General features: G+C 69.6%; 16 protein-coding genes. 6 read left to right on the top strand and 10 right to left on the bottom strand.

From position 1 onward, the window contains the following. Window positions 1-181: 181 nt before the first annotated feature. The 3 genes from ACEN9J_RS11005 to ACEN9J_RS10995 form a co-directional block, all read right to left on the bottom strand. Window positions 182-1,450 carry an acyl-CoA thioesterase/bile acid-CoA:amino acid N-acyltransferase family protein gene (locus ACEN9J_RS11005; protein WP_413764058.1) on the bottom strand — a complete coding sequence of 423 codons (1,269 nt, stop codon included), beginning with the start codon at window positions 1,448-1,450 and terminating at the stop codon, window positions 182-184. 35 nt (window positions 1,451-1,485) lie between these two features. Then, window positions 1,486-2,265 (bottom strand): APH(3')-II family aminoglycoside O-phosphotransferase, encoded by a 780-nt coding sequence (locus tag ACEN9J_RS11000; RefSeq protein ID WP_413764057.1) that lies wholly within the window; start codon window positions 2,263-2,265, stop codon window positions 1,486-1,488. A 104-nt stretch (window positions 2,266-2,369) separates the two neighbouring features. Further along, window positions 2,370-2,636 (bottom strand): hypothetical protein, encoded by a 267-nt coding sequence (locus tag ACEN9J_RS10995; RefSeq protein ID WP_057589671.1) that lies wholly within the window; start codon window positions 2,634-2,636, stop codon window positions 2,370-2,372. A gap of 223 nt (window positions 2,637-2,859) precedes the next feature. On the opposite strand from ACEN9J_RS10995, the gene ACEN9J_RS10990 reads away from it, so the two are divergent. The 5 genes from ACEN9J_RS10990 to ligD all read left to right on the top strand — a co-directional run bounded on the left by ACEN9J_RS10990 (window position 2,860) and on the right by ligD (window position 7,877). Next, window positions 2,860-3,129 (top strand): hypothetical protein, encoded by a 270-nt coding sequence (locus tag ACEN9J_RS10990; RefSeq protein WP_057589672.1) that lies wholly within the window; start codon window positions 2,860-2,862, stop codon window positions 3,127-3,129. A gap of 116 nt (window positions 3,130-3,245) precedes the next feature. Next, window positions 3,246-3,473, top strand: coding sequence for a hypothetical protein (locus ACEN9J_RS10985; RefSeq protein WP_057589673.1), 228 nt, complete (start codon window positions 3,246-3,248; stop codon window positions 3,471-3,473). An 84-nt stretch (window positions 3,474-3,557) separates the two neighbouring features. Then, a complete protein-coding gene (locus tag ACEN9J_RS10980; RefSeq protein WP_413764056.1) occupies window positions 3,558-4,565 on the top strand; it encodes a lysylphosphatidylglycerol synthase domain-containing protein in 1,008 nt (335 codons plus the stop codon). A gap of 155 nt (window positions 4,566-4,720) precedes the next feature. Then, a complete protein-coding gene (locus tag ACEN9J_RS10975; protein ID WP_413764055.1) occupies window positions 4,721-5,317 on the top strand; it encodes a DUF4142 domain-containing protein in 597 nt (198 codons plus the stop codon). A gap of 13 nt (window positions 5,318-5,330) precedes the next feature. After that, window positions 5,331-7,877, top strand: a complete 2,547-nt coding sequence (ligD, locus tag ACEN9J_RS10970; protein ID WP_413764054.1) for a DNA ligase D — start codon at window positions 5,331-5,333, stop codon at window positions 7,875-7,877. An 18-nt stretch (window positions 7,878-7,895) separates the two neighbouring features. On the opposite strand, the gene ACEN9J_RS10965 is transcribed toward ligD, so the two are convergent. From ACEN9J_RS10965 to ACEN9J_RS10945, 5 genes are read right to left on the bottom strand one after another with little or no spacing between them, the layout of a single operon-like run. Further along, the gene (locus tag ACEN9J_RS10965) at window positions 7,896-9,122 is read right to left on the bottom strand and encodes a porin (RefSeq protein WP_413764053.1); all 1,227 of its coding nucleotides are present in this window, start codon (window positions 9,120-9,122) and stop codon (window positions 7,896-7,898) included. 11 nt (window positions 9,123-9,133) lie between these two features. Then, window positions 9,134-10,105 (bottom strand): quinone oxidoreductase family protein, encoded by a 972-nt coding sequence (locus ACEN9J_RS10960; RefSeq protein WP_057589678.1) that lies wholly within the window; start codon window positions 10,103-10,105, stop codon window positions 9,134-9,136. Between the two features lie 31 nt (window positions 10,106-10,136). Beyond that, window positions 10,137-11,108: a Bug family tripartite tricarboxylate transporter substrate binding protein gene (locus ACEN9J_RS10955; RefSeq protein WP_413764052.1), complete on the bottom strand. Its 972-nt coding sequence runs from the start codon at window positions 11,106-11,108 to the stop codon at window positions 10,137-10,139. Between the two features lie 22 nt (window positions 11,109-11,130). Beyond that, on the bottom strand, window positions 11,131-12,189 hold the full coding sequence (locus ACEN9J_RS10950; protein WP_261210404.1) for a 3-keto-5-aminohexanoate cleavage protein: 1,059 nt from the start codon (window positions 12,187-12,189) through the stop codon (window positions 11,131-11,133). Window positions 12,190-12,234: 45 nt separating this feature from the next. After that, window positions 12,235-13,083 (bottom strand): TauD/TfdA dioxygenase family protein, encoded by an 849-nt coding sequence (locus ACEN9J_RS10945; protein ID WP_413764051.1) that lies wholly within the window; start codon window positions 13,081-13,083, stop codon window positions 12,235-12,237. A 158-nt stretch (window positions 13,084-13,241) separates the two neighbouring features. Here ACEN9J_RS10945 and ACEN9J_RS10940 point away from each other — a divergent pair, with 158 nt between their 5' ends. Next, window positions 13,242-14,234 carry an AraC family transcriptional regulator gene (locus tag ACEN9J_RS10940; RefSeq protein WP_413764050.1) on the top strand — a complete coding sequence of 331 codons (993 nt, stop codon included), beginning with the start codon at window positions 13,242-13,244 and terminating at the stop codon, window positions 14,232-14,234. Here the strand turns inward: ACEN9J_RS10940 and ACEN9J_RS10935 are convergent. Together ACEN9J_RS10935 and ACEN9J_RS10930 are read right to left on the bottom strand one after the other, a co-directional pair. After that, window positions 14,221-14,454 carry a hypothetical protein gene (locus ACEN9J_RS10935; RefSeq protein ID WP_412179323.1) on the bottom strand — a complete coding sequence of 78 codons (234 nt, stop codon included), beginning with the start codon at window positions 14,452-14,454 and terminating at the stop codon, window positions 14,221-14,223. The genes ACEN9J_RS10940 and ACEN9J_RS10935 overlap by 14 nt on opposite strands. 193 nt (window positions 14,455-14,647) lie before the next feature. Beyond that, on the bottom strand, window positions 14,648-15,106 hold the full coding sequence (locus tag ACEN9J_RS10930; protein WP_057589684.1) for a nuclear transport factor 2 family protein: 459 nt from the start codon (window positions 15,104-15,106) through the stop codon (window positions 14,648-14,650). Window positions 15,107-15,267 lie beyond the last annotated feature (161 nt).

Raw genomic sequence — 15,267 nt, 5'->3', positions numbered from 1 at the left:
TTTTCTGTGGACAACTCTGTGGGTTGTGCGGGGAGCGGATTCGCGAAGCGAGGATTGGCGGGGCTTCCCGCCACATTGCCTGTTGAATAGGCAGGGGTGCGCGGGCGTGCAAAAAAGACTGCGCCACCCCGCGGTTCCGTCCGAAAAATCGTGGTAGAGCGACGGAAATCCGGGGGCGGTTTCAGCGCTGCAGTGCACCACGCAAGAAGGCGAGCATGCGTGGCCACGATGCACTGCGCGCCCGCGCATTGCCCTCGGGCGTGCCGCCCATGTCCATCGTTTCGCCGGATATCGCATGGACCGAGCGCGTCATGGTGGTCGGCGCGTTCGGCCACGCGATCGAATGGCCGGCGCGCGGGTAGCTCAGGTGCTCGGCGCGGTGCGGAAATCTTTTCTCGAGCAGGCGTTGCAGCGCGAAGTCGGCGAGATCGGTCGAGGGCCACAGGCCATCGGCCTCGCCCGAGATCAGCAGCACCGGGCCGTTGATCTTCTCGACCTTGATCGAGCTTCGCTCCAGCAGCGTGGGATCGCGCAGCGGGATCAGGTACCAGTCGAAGCTGTCTTCTCGCGCAAGGCCCTTGGCGACGGCTTCGTCCCACTGCGCATGCGTGAGCGTCGAGGCGAAAGCGATCTCCTGGCCGTCCAGCGTCCATGCGCCATGGCCGCTCGCGGGATAGGCGGGCCACACGATGCCGCTGGGCACATAGCCGATCACGCAGCCGATGGCGGGAAAGTGCGCGCCGAGCAGCAGCGCGAGTTCGCCGCCGCGCGACACGCCCACGGTGCCGATGCGGTCGGCTCGCACGCCGGGCTGTTCGGCCAGCCATTCGAGCGCCGTGCCGAAGTACTCGAGCGGAATGCGGTCGAGCGTGGGCGGCAGGCCCTCGGCCGCGAAGTAGGCCAGCGCCAGCGCGGCGAAGCCATGCGAGGCGAGCAGCGCGGCCATCTCCTGCGACCACGCCAGGCCGCCGTTCGATCCGCCGAGCACGAGCACGGCCGGATGCGGACCCGCGCCCGCGGGTTCGAACAACCGGCCGACCAGGCCGCGTTCCCTGACCTCCCTTTGGCGCACGCCGTCGCCGACATACACGCGGCGGATCGAGACCGAGACCGCGCTGCCGTCGCTCTCGCGCACCGCGCTGAGCGTGGCGGTCAGCGGATCGTCGTGCAGGACCGCGATGCCGCCGATGCGCTCGGGCGGCACCAGCGCGCGCGACCAGAACAGGCCCATCGCGTCGGCGCGCTCGTAGCTGCCCGCGACCGGCGACTGCCGCGCGGGATCGACCGTGCCGCTGGCGTCGGCCACGAAGTGGGCCTCCGATTGCATCACCTGATGGCCGAAGCGGTTGCACAGCTGCAGCACGACGCGCTCGCCGGGTGCGAGACCGCGCAGGCGGATCTCCAGCGATTGGTCGACGAGGCACTGCGATGGCAGGGGATCGAATTTCATGCCCGCATTGTCCCCGCGCCACCTTCGGCGCACCTTCAGAAGAACTCGTCGAGCAGGCAGTAGAACGCGATGCGCTCGGCATCCGGCGCGATGCCGTAGCGTTCGAAGAAGGGCGCGGTCCAGGCCTCGCCGAGGTTGAAACCGATGCTGCGCGCGGCCAGTGCGAGGTCCTGCCAGCGGTCGGCCACGCCGACGCGGCCGCAGTCGATGAAGCCCGTGAAGCCGTCGGCCGTTGCCATCAGGTTCGGCAGGCAGGCATCGCCGTGGGTCACGACGAGGTCCTCGTTCGCGGGCCGCGTCGCGCGCAGTCGCTCGAACAGATCGAGGGCGGTCCAGCCCGCGCGCTCGTCGTCGAAATCGCTCTCGTCGACCAGGCCGGCCACGGCGCGCGCGTGCGCGTCCTCGATCCGTTGTGCCAGGCGATGGTCGAAAGGGCAGGTGGCGACCGGCACCCGGTGCAGCAGGCGCAGCGCATCGGCCATGTGCACGACGATCTCGCCCGGGCGGAACGGGCCCGATGCGAGATCACGGCCCGGCACGGCGCTCATCAGCAGCCAATGGCGGTCGTGTTCGAGGGCCTGGTCGAGCACCGCGGGCGCGGGCAGGTCCTGGCGCGCGAGCCATGCGAGCCGCGCGATCTCGCCCGGCAGTTCAGCGAGGGGCGCCACGGGCTCGGACTTGAGGAACAGGAGCTCGCCATCGGCGGTCTCTATGCGAAACACATCGGCGCCCGATTCGCCGATCGTCTGGCGCTGCCAGTGGGCATCGGCCAGGCGGGCGCGCCAGGCGTGAGGAAAAGGGGGCAGCGGATTCAAGCGCAAAGGACTCCAGGGCGTGGCGCGGATGGCGCGGCACGCATCGTCGTCGCTCGCGCCCGCCTTTTCAAGCAAGCCACCACCGGCCCGCGGGCCGTTTCGCGCTAGTCCTTCTTCGGCGCGTCGGCGGCGTCCTCTTCCGCGTGGCCCAGCACGATCTGGCCCTCGGTGACGAAGCGATCGAACTCGATGCGCGGGATCGCGGCGGTCAGCGGATTGCCGTCCTCGGTCCAGGTCAGCACCACGCTGTCGTCCGCGACCAGCGCCTGGCAGACGCCTTCGGGAATGCGGATCTGCGGGCCATCGCCCGCGCGGAACTCGACCACGCCGGCGATGCGGGCGTCGAGGCGTGAAGTGGCGGTGGTATTCATGGTCGTGGAGGTCCTCGGGTTGGAAGTCCAAAGCCTCGCCGAAGACAGGGGGAGGCCGGCGTGGGACGACATCGCCGATGCGCGCAGGCGCAGCGTCGCGAGGCCTTTGGTGTTGTAGGCGGATTCCTGCACGGGGACGCGAAATCGTCCTCGCAAAAGCTGGCGCGCGGCGCGCTCTAGTCGGCGCGACGAAACAAGATGCAACCCGCTGGAGACAAGAGAGATGAACTTCGAAGGAATCTATTGCTTCGACACCGCCACGGTGCGCTTCGCGTTCTACCCGCATGGTCCGCAGGGCCAGCGCGTGCTGGCCGAGATCACGGAAGACGCGCTGCACGATGAATTCGGCGTGCGCGAGGGCGGCCCCCAGTTGCTCGAGGCCTGCCGCGCCTATTTCGACGCGATCGAGGCCAAGGCCCGGGAACGCTACCGCGACGAGCCGCGCTGCCTGATCTCGCTGACCTCGGAAGACTTCATCCGCATTCCCCGCTGAGGCGGGCGCCCTCGCGGCGACGGCCCAGGGCGCGTGTTGTCCTACGCGCCGGGGCGGGCCGCTTTCCAGAATGGATGAATGCACCGAGTGCTTTCCCTTTCTGGAAGGAGAACCCCATGGCCTCGAAGACCGACACCCGCGACCCCAAGGACACCAGCAAGCCCTTTCCGTTTCCCACCGCCGAGTCGCACGGCAAGCCCGCCCCCGAACACGACAAGCCCACCCACGAGGCACCGAGCGAGGACGCGCTCGACAGCGGCGTGGAAGAGTCCTTTCCCGCCAGCGACCCGGTGTCGGTGACGGTCACCAAGGTCAAGCTGCCGCCGGGCAAGGCCGACTCCTGATCCGGGCCATCGCTTCCGGACTACGCGCACAAGCGCTGGCGGCGACTGTCGGGTAGCCGGACCGATCCCGAAGATCGGCTCACGATGCCACAGACCGCCGCCACAGCCACACTCTCTCGCGAGGCGGACCGCACCGACGCCGCCTCCGTTCCCCAAGGCCTCTGGCGCCGCTGCAAGCGTTGGGCGTTGCCCGCGCTCGGCATCGTGGTGCTGGGCCTCCTGCTCTCGCATGCGCACAAGGTCGATTGGGCCGGCGCCTGGCATGCGCTGCAGCGCTATCCGCTCGGGCTGCTGCTCGGCGTGCTCGCGCTCTCGACCGCCAGCCATGCGCTCTACGGCTGCTTCGACCTGCTCGGCCGGCTGCACACGCGTCACAAGCTCGGCGCGCTGCGCACCTGGGCCATCGCGGTCACGAGCTATGCCTTCAACCTGAACCTGGGCTCGCTGGTGGGCGGCGTGGCGATGCGCGCGCGGCTCTATGCGCGCGCGGGCCTCGACGAGGCCACGGTGGCGCAGATCGTGGGCGTGAGCCTCGCCACCAACTGGCTGGGCTACGGCCTGCTGGCGGGCGGCCTGTTCGCCGCCGGCGCGATCGATCCGCCGCGCGAGGCGCACCTGGGCGTGATCGCGTTCCGTGCGCTCGGCGTGCTGATGATCGCGCTGGCCATCGGCTACGTGATCGCCTGCGGCGTCGCGCGCGGCAAGCGCTGGACCCTGCGCGGGCGCAACGTGCGATTGCCCTCGGCGCGGCTTGCGCTGCTGCAGATCTCGCTGTCGGCCTGCAACTGGGCGCTGATGGGCGCGGCGATGTACCTGCTGCTGGGACAGAAGGTGCCGTACGCGACCACGCTGTCGGTGTTGATGGCGGCCTCGATCGTGGGCGTGTTCACGCCCATTCCCGCCGGGCTCGGCGTGCTCGAGGCGGTGTACCTCGCACTGCTGTCGGGCAGCGTGCGGCAGGGCACGCTGATGGGCGCGGTGCTGGCCTACCGCGCGCTCTACTACCTGCTGCCGCTGGGCGGCGGGGTGCTGATGTACCTGCTGCTCGAACGCCATGCGTCGAGCCATCCGGCCGCGGCCGAGACGGGTTGAACGCGGCGGTGTGCGCCTCGGCTTGTGCGCGCAAGGGGCGGCTTCCTACGTCCGCAGCCGCATGGCGGGCGCAGCGTGGTCCCAGGTGGCCATCGCCGGCCCGTGGCGAGCCTTCCGATGGCCTTGTCCTCCCATTGCAGATCGCGAGGTCCGGCATGCATTCCATTTCGACGCTCCGCCATTCGTCCCGGGGACGGGCCCGCGCGATCGCGTGCGCCATCGTGCTCGGCGGCGTGGCATCCACGCCCACGGCCTTCGCGGCCGAACCTGCCGTGCAGGTCGCCCAGGCCGGCGCGCTCAGCGCACCCGACCGCAGCCTGATGAACCTGGCCGCCGGCGCCGGGCTCTACGAGGTCGAGGTCTCGAAGCTCGCCGCCTCGAAGGCCGTGAGCGCGGAGGTGAAGGACTACGCGCTGATGCTCGCGAAGCATCACGGCGAATCGAACGAGGCACTGCGCCGGCTGGCCGCGCGCAAGTCGGTGCCGCTGGTGGCCGAGATCCCGGCCGACAAGAAGGCGCGCATCGAGGCGCTGCAGGGCCTGTCGGGCGAGGGTTTCGACCGGGCCTATGTGGACCGCGTGGGCATCCAGGACCACGAGGCCGACATCCGCCTGTTCGAGAACATGGCGCGCGACGCCAACGATGCCGACCTGCGCGCCTTCGCCGAGAGGACGCTGCCGGCACTCAAGGAGCACCTGAACGCCGCCAAGACGATGGCGGGCAACCGGCGGCAGGCGCCGGCATCGCAGTGACACCCGCTCCCGCATGGCGCGCACCGCCGCACTGAAGCGCTACCAGGCCAAGCGCAATTTCGACATCACGCCCGAGCCCGCCGAGGGCGGCGAGTCGCTGCCCGGCGCATTGCAGTTCGTGGTGCAGAAGCACTGGGCGCGCAGCCTCCACTACGACTTCCGCATCGAGATCGACGGCACCATGAAGAGCTGGGCCGTGCCCAAGGGGCCGAGCTACGACCCGCACGACAAGCGCATGGCGATGCATGTGGAAGACCACCCGGTGTCGTACAACGCCTTCGAGGGCGAGATTCCCGCGAAGCAGTACGGCGCGGGCAAGGTGATCGTCTGGGACAAGGGCTTCTGGGTGCCGCTGGGCAATCTGCGCAAGGACTACCGCGCGGGCCACATCAAGTTCGAGCTGCATGGCCACAAGCTGCGCGGGCGCTGGGCGCTGGTGCGCATGAAGGCGCGCAAGGAGGGCCGCGGCGATCCGTGGCTCCTGATCAAGGAGCGCGACGAGTTCGCGCGCGAGGCCGCGGAATTCAGCGTGGTCGACCAGTTCCCCGACAGCGTGGCCGCGCTCGCGATGCCGCGGGCGAGCTCGGTGTCGAAGCCCGCCGCGAAGAAGGCGGCGCGAAAGCGGTCCCAGTGGCCCGACGGTGCCGTCGAGGCCGAGCCTCCGCCCAAGCTCGCGCCGGTGCTCGCCACGCTGGTCGACGGGCCGCCGCCCGATCCCGGCGACTGGGTCTACGAGATCAAGTTCGACGGCTACCGGCTGCTCGCGCGCATCGAGGGCAAGACGGTGCGGCTGTTCACGCGCAACGGCCACGACTGGAGCGAGCGTATGCCGCACCTGGTGCGCGCTATCCAGCGCCTGAAGCTGAAGCCGGGCTGGCTCGACGGCGAGATCGTGGTGCTCGACGAGGCCGGCCGCACCGACTTCCAGGCGCTGCAGAGCGCCTTCGACAGCACGCGCACCCAGGACATCGTCTATTTCCTGTTCGACCTGCCGTACTACGACGGCCACGACCTGCGGGCCGTGCCGCTGGTCGAGCGGCGCGCGCTGCTCGAGCGGCTGCTCGCCGATCCGCCGCCCGAGATCCGCTTCAGCGCGGTCTTCGACGCACCGCCCCAGGACATCGTGGCCTCGGCCTGCCGCATCGGGCTCGAGGGCGTGATCGGCAAGCGGCGCGACAGCGCCTACCGCTCGCGCCGGTCGCCCGACTGGATCAAGCTCAAGTGCGCGCGCAGGCAGGAGTTCGTGATCGCCGGCTACACCGACCCGCAGGGCTCGCGCACGGGCTTCGGCTCGCTGCTGCTCGGCGTGCATGACGAACACGGCGAGCTGGTGTTCGCGGGCGGCGTGGGCACGGGCTTCAACGAGCGCTTGCTGGCCGAGATCTTTGCGCGGCTCGAGCCACTCGCGGTCGACCAACGCCCGTTCAAGCAGCGCATCGAGAACGAGCGCCGCGCGCACTGGGTGAAGCCGGTGCTGGTGGCCGAGGTCACGTTCTCCGAGTGGACGCAGGACGGCCATGTGCGCCACCCGGTGTTCCATGCGTTGCGCAGCGACAAGCCCGCGAAGCAGATCGTGCGCGAGGCGCCGGTGCCCGCGCGCGCGGCGGACCGGGAGCAGGCGAAGACCCAGACGAAAGGGCCGGCCGCCACCTTGCCCGCGAACTTCAAGGTCTCGCATGCCGAGCGCGTGGTCGATGCGTCGAGCGGCATCACCAAGGTCGAGGTGGTGCGCTTCTACGGCCTGGTCGCGCCGCTGATGATGGAGCACCTGCGCGGCCGGCCGGTGTCGCTGGTGCGCGCGCCGCGCGGCATCGGCGGGCAGCTGTTCTTCCAGAAGCACCTCGAGGACGGCAGCATCGAGGGCGTGCGCCAGCTCGATGCCGCGCTGTGGCCCGCGCATCCCGCGCTGATCGAGGTGGCGGCGGCGCTCGGCCTGCCGGGCGCGGCGCAGATGAACGTGATCGAGCTGCACACCTGGAACGCCGTCAAGTCCGCGATCGACAAGCCCGACCGCATGACCTTCGACCTCGACCCCGGCGAGGGCGTCGACTGGCCCGCGATGCTGCAGGCGGTGGAGCTGATGCGCGTGATCCTGGTCGAGCTCGGGCTCGTGCCCTTCTGCAAGACCAGCGGCGGCAAGGGCCTGCACGTGGTGGTGCCGTTGCGCCGCGTGCACGGCTGGGATGCTGTGAAGGATTTCTCGCAGGCCATCGTGCGTCACATGGCGCGCACCTTGCCGCAACTCTTCGTGGCGAAGAGCGGACCCTCGAACCGCGTGGGCCGCATCTTCATCGACTACCTGCGCAACGGCTTCGGCGCGACCACGGTCAGCGCCTGGTCGCTGCGCGCGCGGCCGGGCATGGGCGTGTCGGTGCCGGTGGCATGGGACGAGGTGCCCGAGCTGCGCGGCGGCGCGCACTGGACCTTGCGCGACATCCATACGAGGCTCGATCGCGGCAATGCGCCGTGGGAGGGCTATGCGAAGGCGGCGCGCAGTCCGAATGCGGCGATGAAGATGCTCGGCTTCGATGCGAAGAAGGCCGGTGGCCGCGGGCGTTGACGCGCGGGTCCCGCGCGATCAGAAGGCGTGCCGGATGCCGACGTCGTAGCCGGTCGCGCCGCGCGGTTCCATGCCGCCCCCGGTGACGTAGGCCGCCTGCGGAAAGATCGCCGGCAGGCTCAGCACCAGCGGGGTGACACCCATCACGCCCGGGTTGTTGTGGCCGTCGCGGATGGCGATGCGCGCCACCGTCGCATAGAGCGCGGTGCGCCTGGACAGGTTGTGCACGTAGCCCAGCGCCAGCTTGTCGACCGAGGCGTTGCCGCCGGGCACACCGTTGCCGTTGCCGAAATTCACGCGCGCGAACGAGGCGCGCACGATGCCCGGCCCCACCGGCATGTTCAGGCCGGCGACGAAGCCGTCGTAGCGGTCGGTGGCCCGGCTGCCGAACAGGCCGGCGTCGTCGCGCGCATTCCGCACGCGCGACCATTCGCCGAACAGCTTCACCGCGCCGAAGTCGTAGGAGCCGCCGAGGTTCAGGCTCCTGATCTTCTCGCCGCGGGGCGCGGCGCTCACGAGCGTGCTCTCGCCGTAGCCCAGCGCCACGTCGGCCGGACCGCCGGTCCATCCCACGCGCGCGCCGGCATAGCGGCCGCGCCCGGACGGGCTGTCGCTCGCGTCGCTCGCCTTCACGTTCTCGTGGAAGGCGTACTGCACCTGGCCGTAGAAGCCGCCGAGCCCCGGCGGCAGGAAGTAGCTGAGGGCGTTGCTGGTGCGCAGGTAGCTGTCGGTGCCGGCGGAGAGCGCGCCGTTGAGCAGGCCGCCGGTGGCGAGCGCCCGCGAGGCGGCGAGGTTGCTGTTGACCACGGCGATCAGGTTGGTGCCGACGCCATTGACGCCGAAGGGATCGAACACGCCGTCGTTCCAGAACGAGGCGGTGTAGTCGCGGCCCAGGCGCAGCTCGCCGAACGGTCCCGAGAGGCTCAGGGTGGAACGGCGGCCGAAGTTGCCGATGCCGCCGCCGTTGTCGTTGGCCAGCGGCGCCTCGAGCCAGAAGCCGGCCGCGAGGCCGCCGCCCAGGTCCTCGGTGCCGCGAAAGCCCAGCCGGCTGGACGCGTAGCCCGAGGGCGAGAGCGCGGTCTGGCTCTGCGTGACCTGGCGCGGCGCCGCGAGGCCCCAGGACCGGCTGCGGGTGCTGTAGTGGCTGATGCCGGCGTCGACGACGCCGAACACGGTGAGGGAGGATTGCGCGGCGGCACCGCCCGTCGCGGCCAGCAGCGACAGGGCCAGCGTGGTGGTCTTCATGGCGGGCTTCCTCAGGGGACCAGCACGGTCGATCCGGCCGTCTGGCGCGACTCGAGCGCGCGATGGGCCTGCGCCGCATCGGCGAGCGCGAAGCTGCGTTGCGGCTCGCTGACGATGCGCCCGGCCAGCACGTGGTCGAACAGCTCGCGCGCCATCTCGAGCATGTGGGCGCGCGGCTGGATGTAGTGCGCCATCGCCGGCCGCGTCATCCACAGCGAGCCCTTGGCCGCGAGCAGCTGCGAGTCGATCACCACCGAGCCCGAGGAGGTGCCGTTGCTGACCAGCGTGCCGCGCGGCTGCAGGCAGTCCAGCGAATCCATCAACGTGTCCTTGCCCACCGAGTCGTAGACCACCGGCACGCCGCGGCCGCCGGTGATCTCGCGCACGCGCTCGACGGTGTTCTCGCGCGCGGTCACGATGACGTGGGCGCAGCCGGCGGCCCGGGCGAGCGCCGCCTTCTCGTCGGTGCCGACGGTGCCGATCATGGTGACGCCCAGGGCGCGCGCCCACTGGCAGGCGATCAGGCCGACGCCGCCGGCGGCCGCGTGGTAGAGGATGGTCTCGCCGGCCTGCAGCGGACGGACCTGGCGGAACAGGTACTGCGCCGTCATGCCCTTCATCATCAGCGTGGCGGCGGTGCGATCGGGGAGGCCCTCGGGCAGCGGGATCAGCACCGCGGCGGGCATCACGCGGACCTGCGAGTAGGCGCCCTGCGGACCCGTGAGATAGCCCACGCGATCCCCGGGCCTGACCTCCGTCACGCCGGGGCCGACGGCCTCCACCACGCCGACCGCGTCCGAGCCCAGCCCGTCGGGCAGCGCCAGCGGATAGCGGCCGGTGCGGAAGTAGATGTCGATGAAGTTGACCGCGATGAAGCTGTGGCGCACGCGCGCCTGGCCGGGACCGGGGTCCGCGACCTCGACGTTCTCGAGCCGCAGGACCTCGGGACCGCCGGTCTCATGGAAGCGGATGGCTTGGGGCATGGCGATGTCTCCTCGTTGTTCTGGATGGTCTTCAGTTCAGGCGGATGTCGTAGCGCTTGACGATGCCGGCGTTGCGGGTGAACTCCTCGCGCAGTGCCTCCTGCGCCTGCGCGGGCGTGCGGTCCGCCATCGGCTCGAAGCCGGCGTTGGCCACGCTCGCGCGCACCGCCGGGTTGGCCGCGACCTTGCGCAGCACCGCGTGGATCTTCTCGACCAGCGGCGCCGGCATCTGCGAGGACGCGATCACGCCGGTCCAGTTGGCGAAGTCGAGCGCCGGGTAGCCGAGTTCGGCGAAGGTGGGCACGGCGGGAAATTCGGGCAGCCGGGCCTGGGTCGCGACCGCCAGCAGCCGCACCCTGTTGGCGGCGATCAGCGGCCGGGCCGTGACCGAGCCGTCGAACATCAGCGGCACCTGGCCGCCCATGACCTGCGCCAGCGCGGGCGCGGAACCGGGGTAGGGAACGTGCTGCATGTCGAGCCCGGCCGCCTGGTTGAGGATGGCGCCCGCGTACTGCGAGGCCGTGCCCGCGCTGTAAGAGGCGTAGGAGACCTGGCCCGGATGGGCCTTCACATAGGCGATCGCCTCCTTCGCATCCCTGGCCGGGAACTGTGGCGAGGCGATCAGCAGCAGCGAGGAGCGCGCCATCAGCGCGACCGGCTGCACGTCCTTGAGCGGATCGAAGCCGCCCTTGAGCACGTGCGGCACCTCGGTGAGCACGTTGCTGGCGGTCATCATCAGCGTCTGGCCGTCGGCCGGCTGGGACAACAGGTACTTGACGGCGATCGCCCCGCCGGCGCCCGGCCTGTTCTCGACCACCACCGGCTGGCCGATGTCGCGCGAGAGCTGGTCGCCCACGATGCGCGCGAGCACGTCGATGGTGCCGCCCGGCGGCGCGGGGACGATCATCTTGACCGGCTTGTCGGTGTAGGCATGGGTCCAGGGCGAGCCCAGCGCCGACGCGGCGGCGACGAGCAGGGCGGCGAGGTGCGTGAGGCGCGGCATGGCTGCTCCGGTGCGTGGAGGTTCAGGCGGCCTTGCGCAGGAAGCCCTGCTGGCCGCCGTTGCGGTTGGGCGCGAAGCCGTTGGCCCGCAGCGTCTCTTCCACCGTGTCGTGGAACACGCCGATCCGAGAGATCTCGCGCGCCTGTTGCGCGGTCGCGATCGGGCGGCCGAATTCGCGCGCGATGCGCACCAGCTGCTCGACCTGTGCGGCGGTGCCGATCTTGGCGGTGCGCGACTGGTTCCAGAGGTTGTCCTCGGTGCCGCAGCGCACGTGCAGGCCCATGGCGATGCCCATCATGTTGACCGGCAGCACGTTGAGCACCGAGCTCTCCACCGTGAGCACCGCGCCGTCGGGCACCGCGCGCACGAAGTTCGCGAGGTTGTAGATGTTCGGCGCGTCCATGCCGCCGCCGATCGCGACCCAGTTGAGCACCAGCGGGCCCTTGTAGATGCCGCGGCGCATCAATCGCTCGACCGACTCGAAGCTGTTGATGTTGTAGCACTGGAAGGCGCTCTGGATGCCCGCGGCGCTGAGGCGGCGGATGTGCTCCTCGGCCCAGCCCGGTTGCGCCGGCACCGTCATCTCCTTGTAGGCGTTGAAGACGACCGGGTCCTCCATCGAGGTGCCGCGGATGTCGCGCAGGTCGAACTGCTCGAGGATGTTCATCTGCGAGGTGTTGACCGTCACCGTGACCTGGTCCGGCTTGGGGTCGAGCTCGGCCAGCATGTGGCGCGTGTCGTCCGACAGCCACTTGGCGGCAGCGCCCTCGCTTTCGGGCGCGAACGAGATCGAGCCGCCGACCTGGATGATCATCTCGGGCACGCGGGCCCGCACGCCGGCGATCAGCTCGTTGAACTTCGACAGGCGCTTGGAACCCTTGCCGTCGAGTTCGCGCACGTGCAGGTGCAGCACGGTGGCGCCGGCTTCGTAGCAGTCCACCGCCTTCTGCACCTGCTCCTCCATCGTCACGGCGATCTCGCCGGGGAAGTCCGAGGGCAGCCAGGATGGCGCGTAGGGGGCGGCGGTGATGATCAGCGGCTGCTGGTTTTCGGGGAACAGGTGACCGTCTAGGAAATTCATCGAGGGCTCCGGGGATGCGGGTGGTGCGAAGGGGGAAAAGGCGGGTCAGGCGGTCGGCGTGCCGACGATGCCGGCGCGTTCCATCTTGCGGTGGCAGGGCGGGTAGTCCATCACCGCGTAGTGCTGCGTGGCGCGGTTGTCCCAGATCGCCACGCTGTCGGGCTGCCAGCGCCAGCGCACCTGGTATTCGGGGATGGCGGCCTGGTTGACGAGGTACTGCAGCAGCGCCGACGCGCCCTGCGTGAAATCCTGGCCGTAGCGCACGTTGGCGGGCGTGTGGAAGTTGGTGAAGTGCGTCGTGAAGCCGTTGACGTACAGCACCCGCTCGCCGGTTTCGGGATGGATGCGCACCACGGGGTGCTCCGCATCGGGATAGCGGGCCTTGAGCGCGAGGCGCTGCGCGATCGGCATCGCCGCGCCGAAGGTGCACTCGATGCTGTGGCGGGCGCGCAGCGGCGCGATCAGCTCCTTCACCGGGTCGGGCAGGCGCTCGTAGGCCAGCGCCATGTTGGCCCACATCGTGTCGCCGCCCACGGGCGGGCACTCGACGCAGCGCAGCACGCAGCCCATCGGCGGGGTCTCGCGCCAGCTGGCGTCGGTGTGCCAGCTGTTCTCGTAGCGGTCGTTGGGCGCGTCCGGCGTCTTGTAGATGCGCACCAGCCCCGGGTGCTCCGGATCGCTGCCCGCGACCGGGTGGTCCTCCAGTTCGCCGAAGCGCCGCGCGAAGGCCACGTGCTCGGCCCGGCTGATCTTCTGGTCGCGCAGGAACAGCACCTTGTGCCGCAGCAGCAGCGCCCGGATTTCCTCGAACAGGCCGTCGTCCCGGGCCGCATCGGCCAGGCTGATGCCATCGAGCCGCGCGCCGATGGCGCAGGTCAACGCTTCGATCCGCATGTCTTGTCTCCGTGCTTTTTCTTGGGTCTTTCCGCCCCGGCCTCCGGGGTGCGGGCATGGGGGCGACTGTAGGAGCGAGGGGGCGGCGCCGCTTTGCATTCCGTGCCATTCGCTGTGCATTTGGTGCCAGAATTTCCGCCACCCTGGAAAGGCCCGGCATGACGGCACTGATTCGCGCGGCGGCGCTGACGAACTTCTCGGAGGTTGCGCAGGAACTCGGTCACGACCCCGGCGCGGCGCTGCGCAGGGCGGGACTGCGCGCACGGATGGTCCGCGAGCCGGACCAGTTGATCGAGGCCGATCGCGTGGCCCGCCTGCTCGAGGACGCGGCGCGCGACACGGCCTGCGAGTCCTTCGGCCTGCGCATTGCCGCGCGGCGCCAGCTATCGAACTTCGGGGTGGTCAGCCTGCTGCTGATGCACCAGCCGACGCTGCGGCAGGTGCTGCTCACGCTGATCGAGCACCTGCACCTGCTCAACGAAAGGCTGGCGATCCAGGTGGAGGATGTCGGCAAGCTGGTGCTGCTGCGCGAGGAACTGGTCATGTCCATGCCGGCCCGGCAGTCGATCGAGCTGGCGATCGGCGTGCTCTACCGGATGTGCGCGGCGCTGCTGGGCGACCGGTGGCGGCCCGCCAGCGTGAGCTTCACCCACGGGCCGCCCGTCGACGCGGCCTTTCACCGCCGCTTCTTCCAATGCCCGGTCGAGTTCGACGGCAGTTTCAACGGGCTGGTCTGCCGCGCGGCGGATCTGGACGTGGCCAATCCCGGGGCCGATGCCGTGCTCGCCGCCTATGCGCGCAAGCTGATCGATGCCGTGCCCGGCGAGCGCGAGCGCTCGATCGACCAGGAGGTGCGCAAGGCCATCTACCTGATGCTGCCGGCGGGGCGTGCCACCTGCAAGTCGGTGGCGCAGGGGCTGGGGCTCAGCATGCGCACCCTGCAGCGCCAGCTCGATGCGCGCGAGCTGACCTTCAAGCAACTGGTCAACGACGTGCGCCAGGAACTCGCGCGGCGCTACGTGGCCAATGGCCGCCACAGCCTGGGCGAGGTGGCGGCGATGCTGGGCTACAGCACGCACAGTGCCTTCACCCGGTGGTTCGGCGCCCAATTCGGTTGTTCTCCCGAAGCCTGGCGCGCTACAGCTCGATGAACGCCGAGGTCGCCTTGTTCAGCGCGAGCATGCCCTTGGCCGTGATGCTCTCGACCTGGGCCAGCTGGCGGATCGCGCGGCCTTGCGGGTTGCGCTCCGAAGGGGGAATGAAGGCCGTCACGAGGTCCGCCGCGCGCAGCACGCGCAGCTTGTCGATCTCGGCGGGCGCGTGCACGACGTATGGCAATTTCTGCTCGGCGATGGTCCGAAGAAACTCCATGGGCATATGCCGTCTCCTTGAACGTTGATGGCAATGGGTTCGTGACATTGTGCGCAGAAACTCTTAGGGCAGCCTAAACCCTGCGCCGCTCGTGCCTATGTCAGGTGGTAGTCCGGCAGTACGGAAGCACTCTTTTTCGTAAAGCGTCGCGCGTGGCGCGGCGCTTCGTTTCCAGCGGTGTCGCCAGCGCCTGTCAGAACATGCCGTTCGAATTGGCGCGCTGGATGTTCGGTGCGAGCCAGGGGACCGAATTCTTCGGATGGCCCACGGGCTGCAGCGTGTCCCAATGCTCGATCGCCTTTCCGTCGGCATCCATCTTGTAGATGTCGACGCCGGCAATCCCGGGGTCTTCCGGATCGTCATTGAACAGGTTCAGGAATTCCACGTGGGCCCACACGTGGTCGCCGATGGCGGCGATCTTGTGGACCACGACGCGGGCCAGCACGCGCTCCCTGGTGAGCTTGCCGAAAAATTCCCCCAAGGCCTGCGCGCCATCGCCGATCAGGGGGTTGTGCTGGATATAGGCGGCGCTGACGAACCGGTGCACCGACTCTTCGGCCTTCTTCTGGTTGATCACCAGTTCGTAGAAGCCCAGGATGTTGTTCTTGTTGCGCACGGCACGGCTGTCGCTCGGGTCGACGAGTTCGATCATGTTTGTTTCTCCCTGCATATGAAGCGTTGATCAATTGAAGGAATCCAGAAAAACTCTTTTCGAAGGTTTTTCTGGAGACCGCCAAGGAAGCTATCACCGCGGTTGGCAGGAGGAGAGGGGCCCTCGGCCCCGTGCACGCATCGATCGTGCGGGCCGTCACG

Origin of the sequence: Variovorax sp. Varisp41 (genome assembly GCF_047325085.1) — a bacterium.
GTDB lineage: Bacteria > Pseudomonadota > Gammaproteobacteria > Burkholderiales > Burkholderiaceae_C > Variovorax.
The sequence above is the reverse complement of the archived record's forward strand: the minus strand, read 5'-3'. Positions and strand labels throughout refer to the sequence as shown.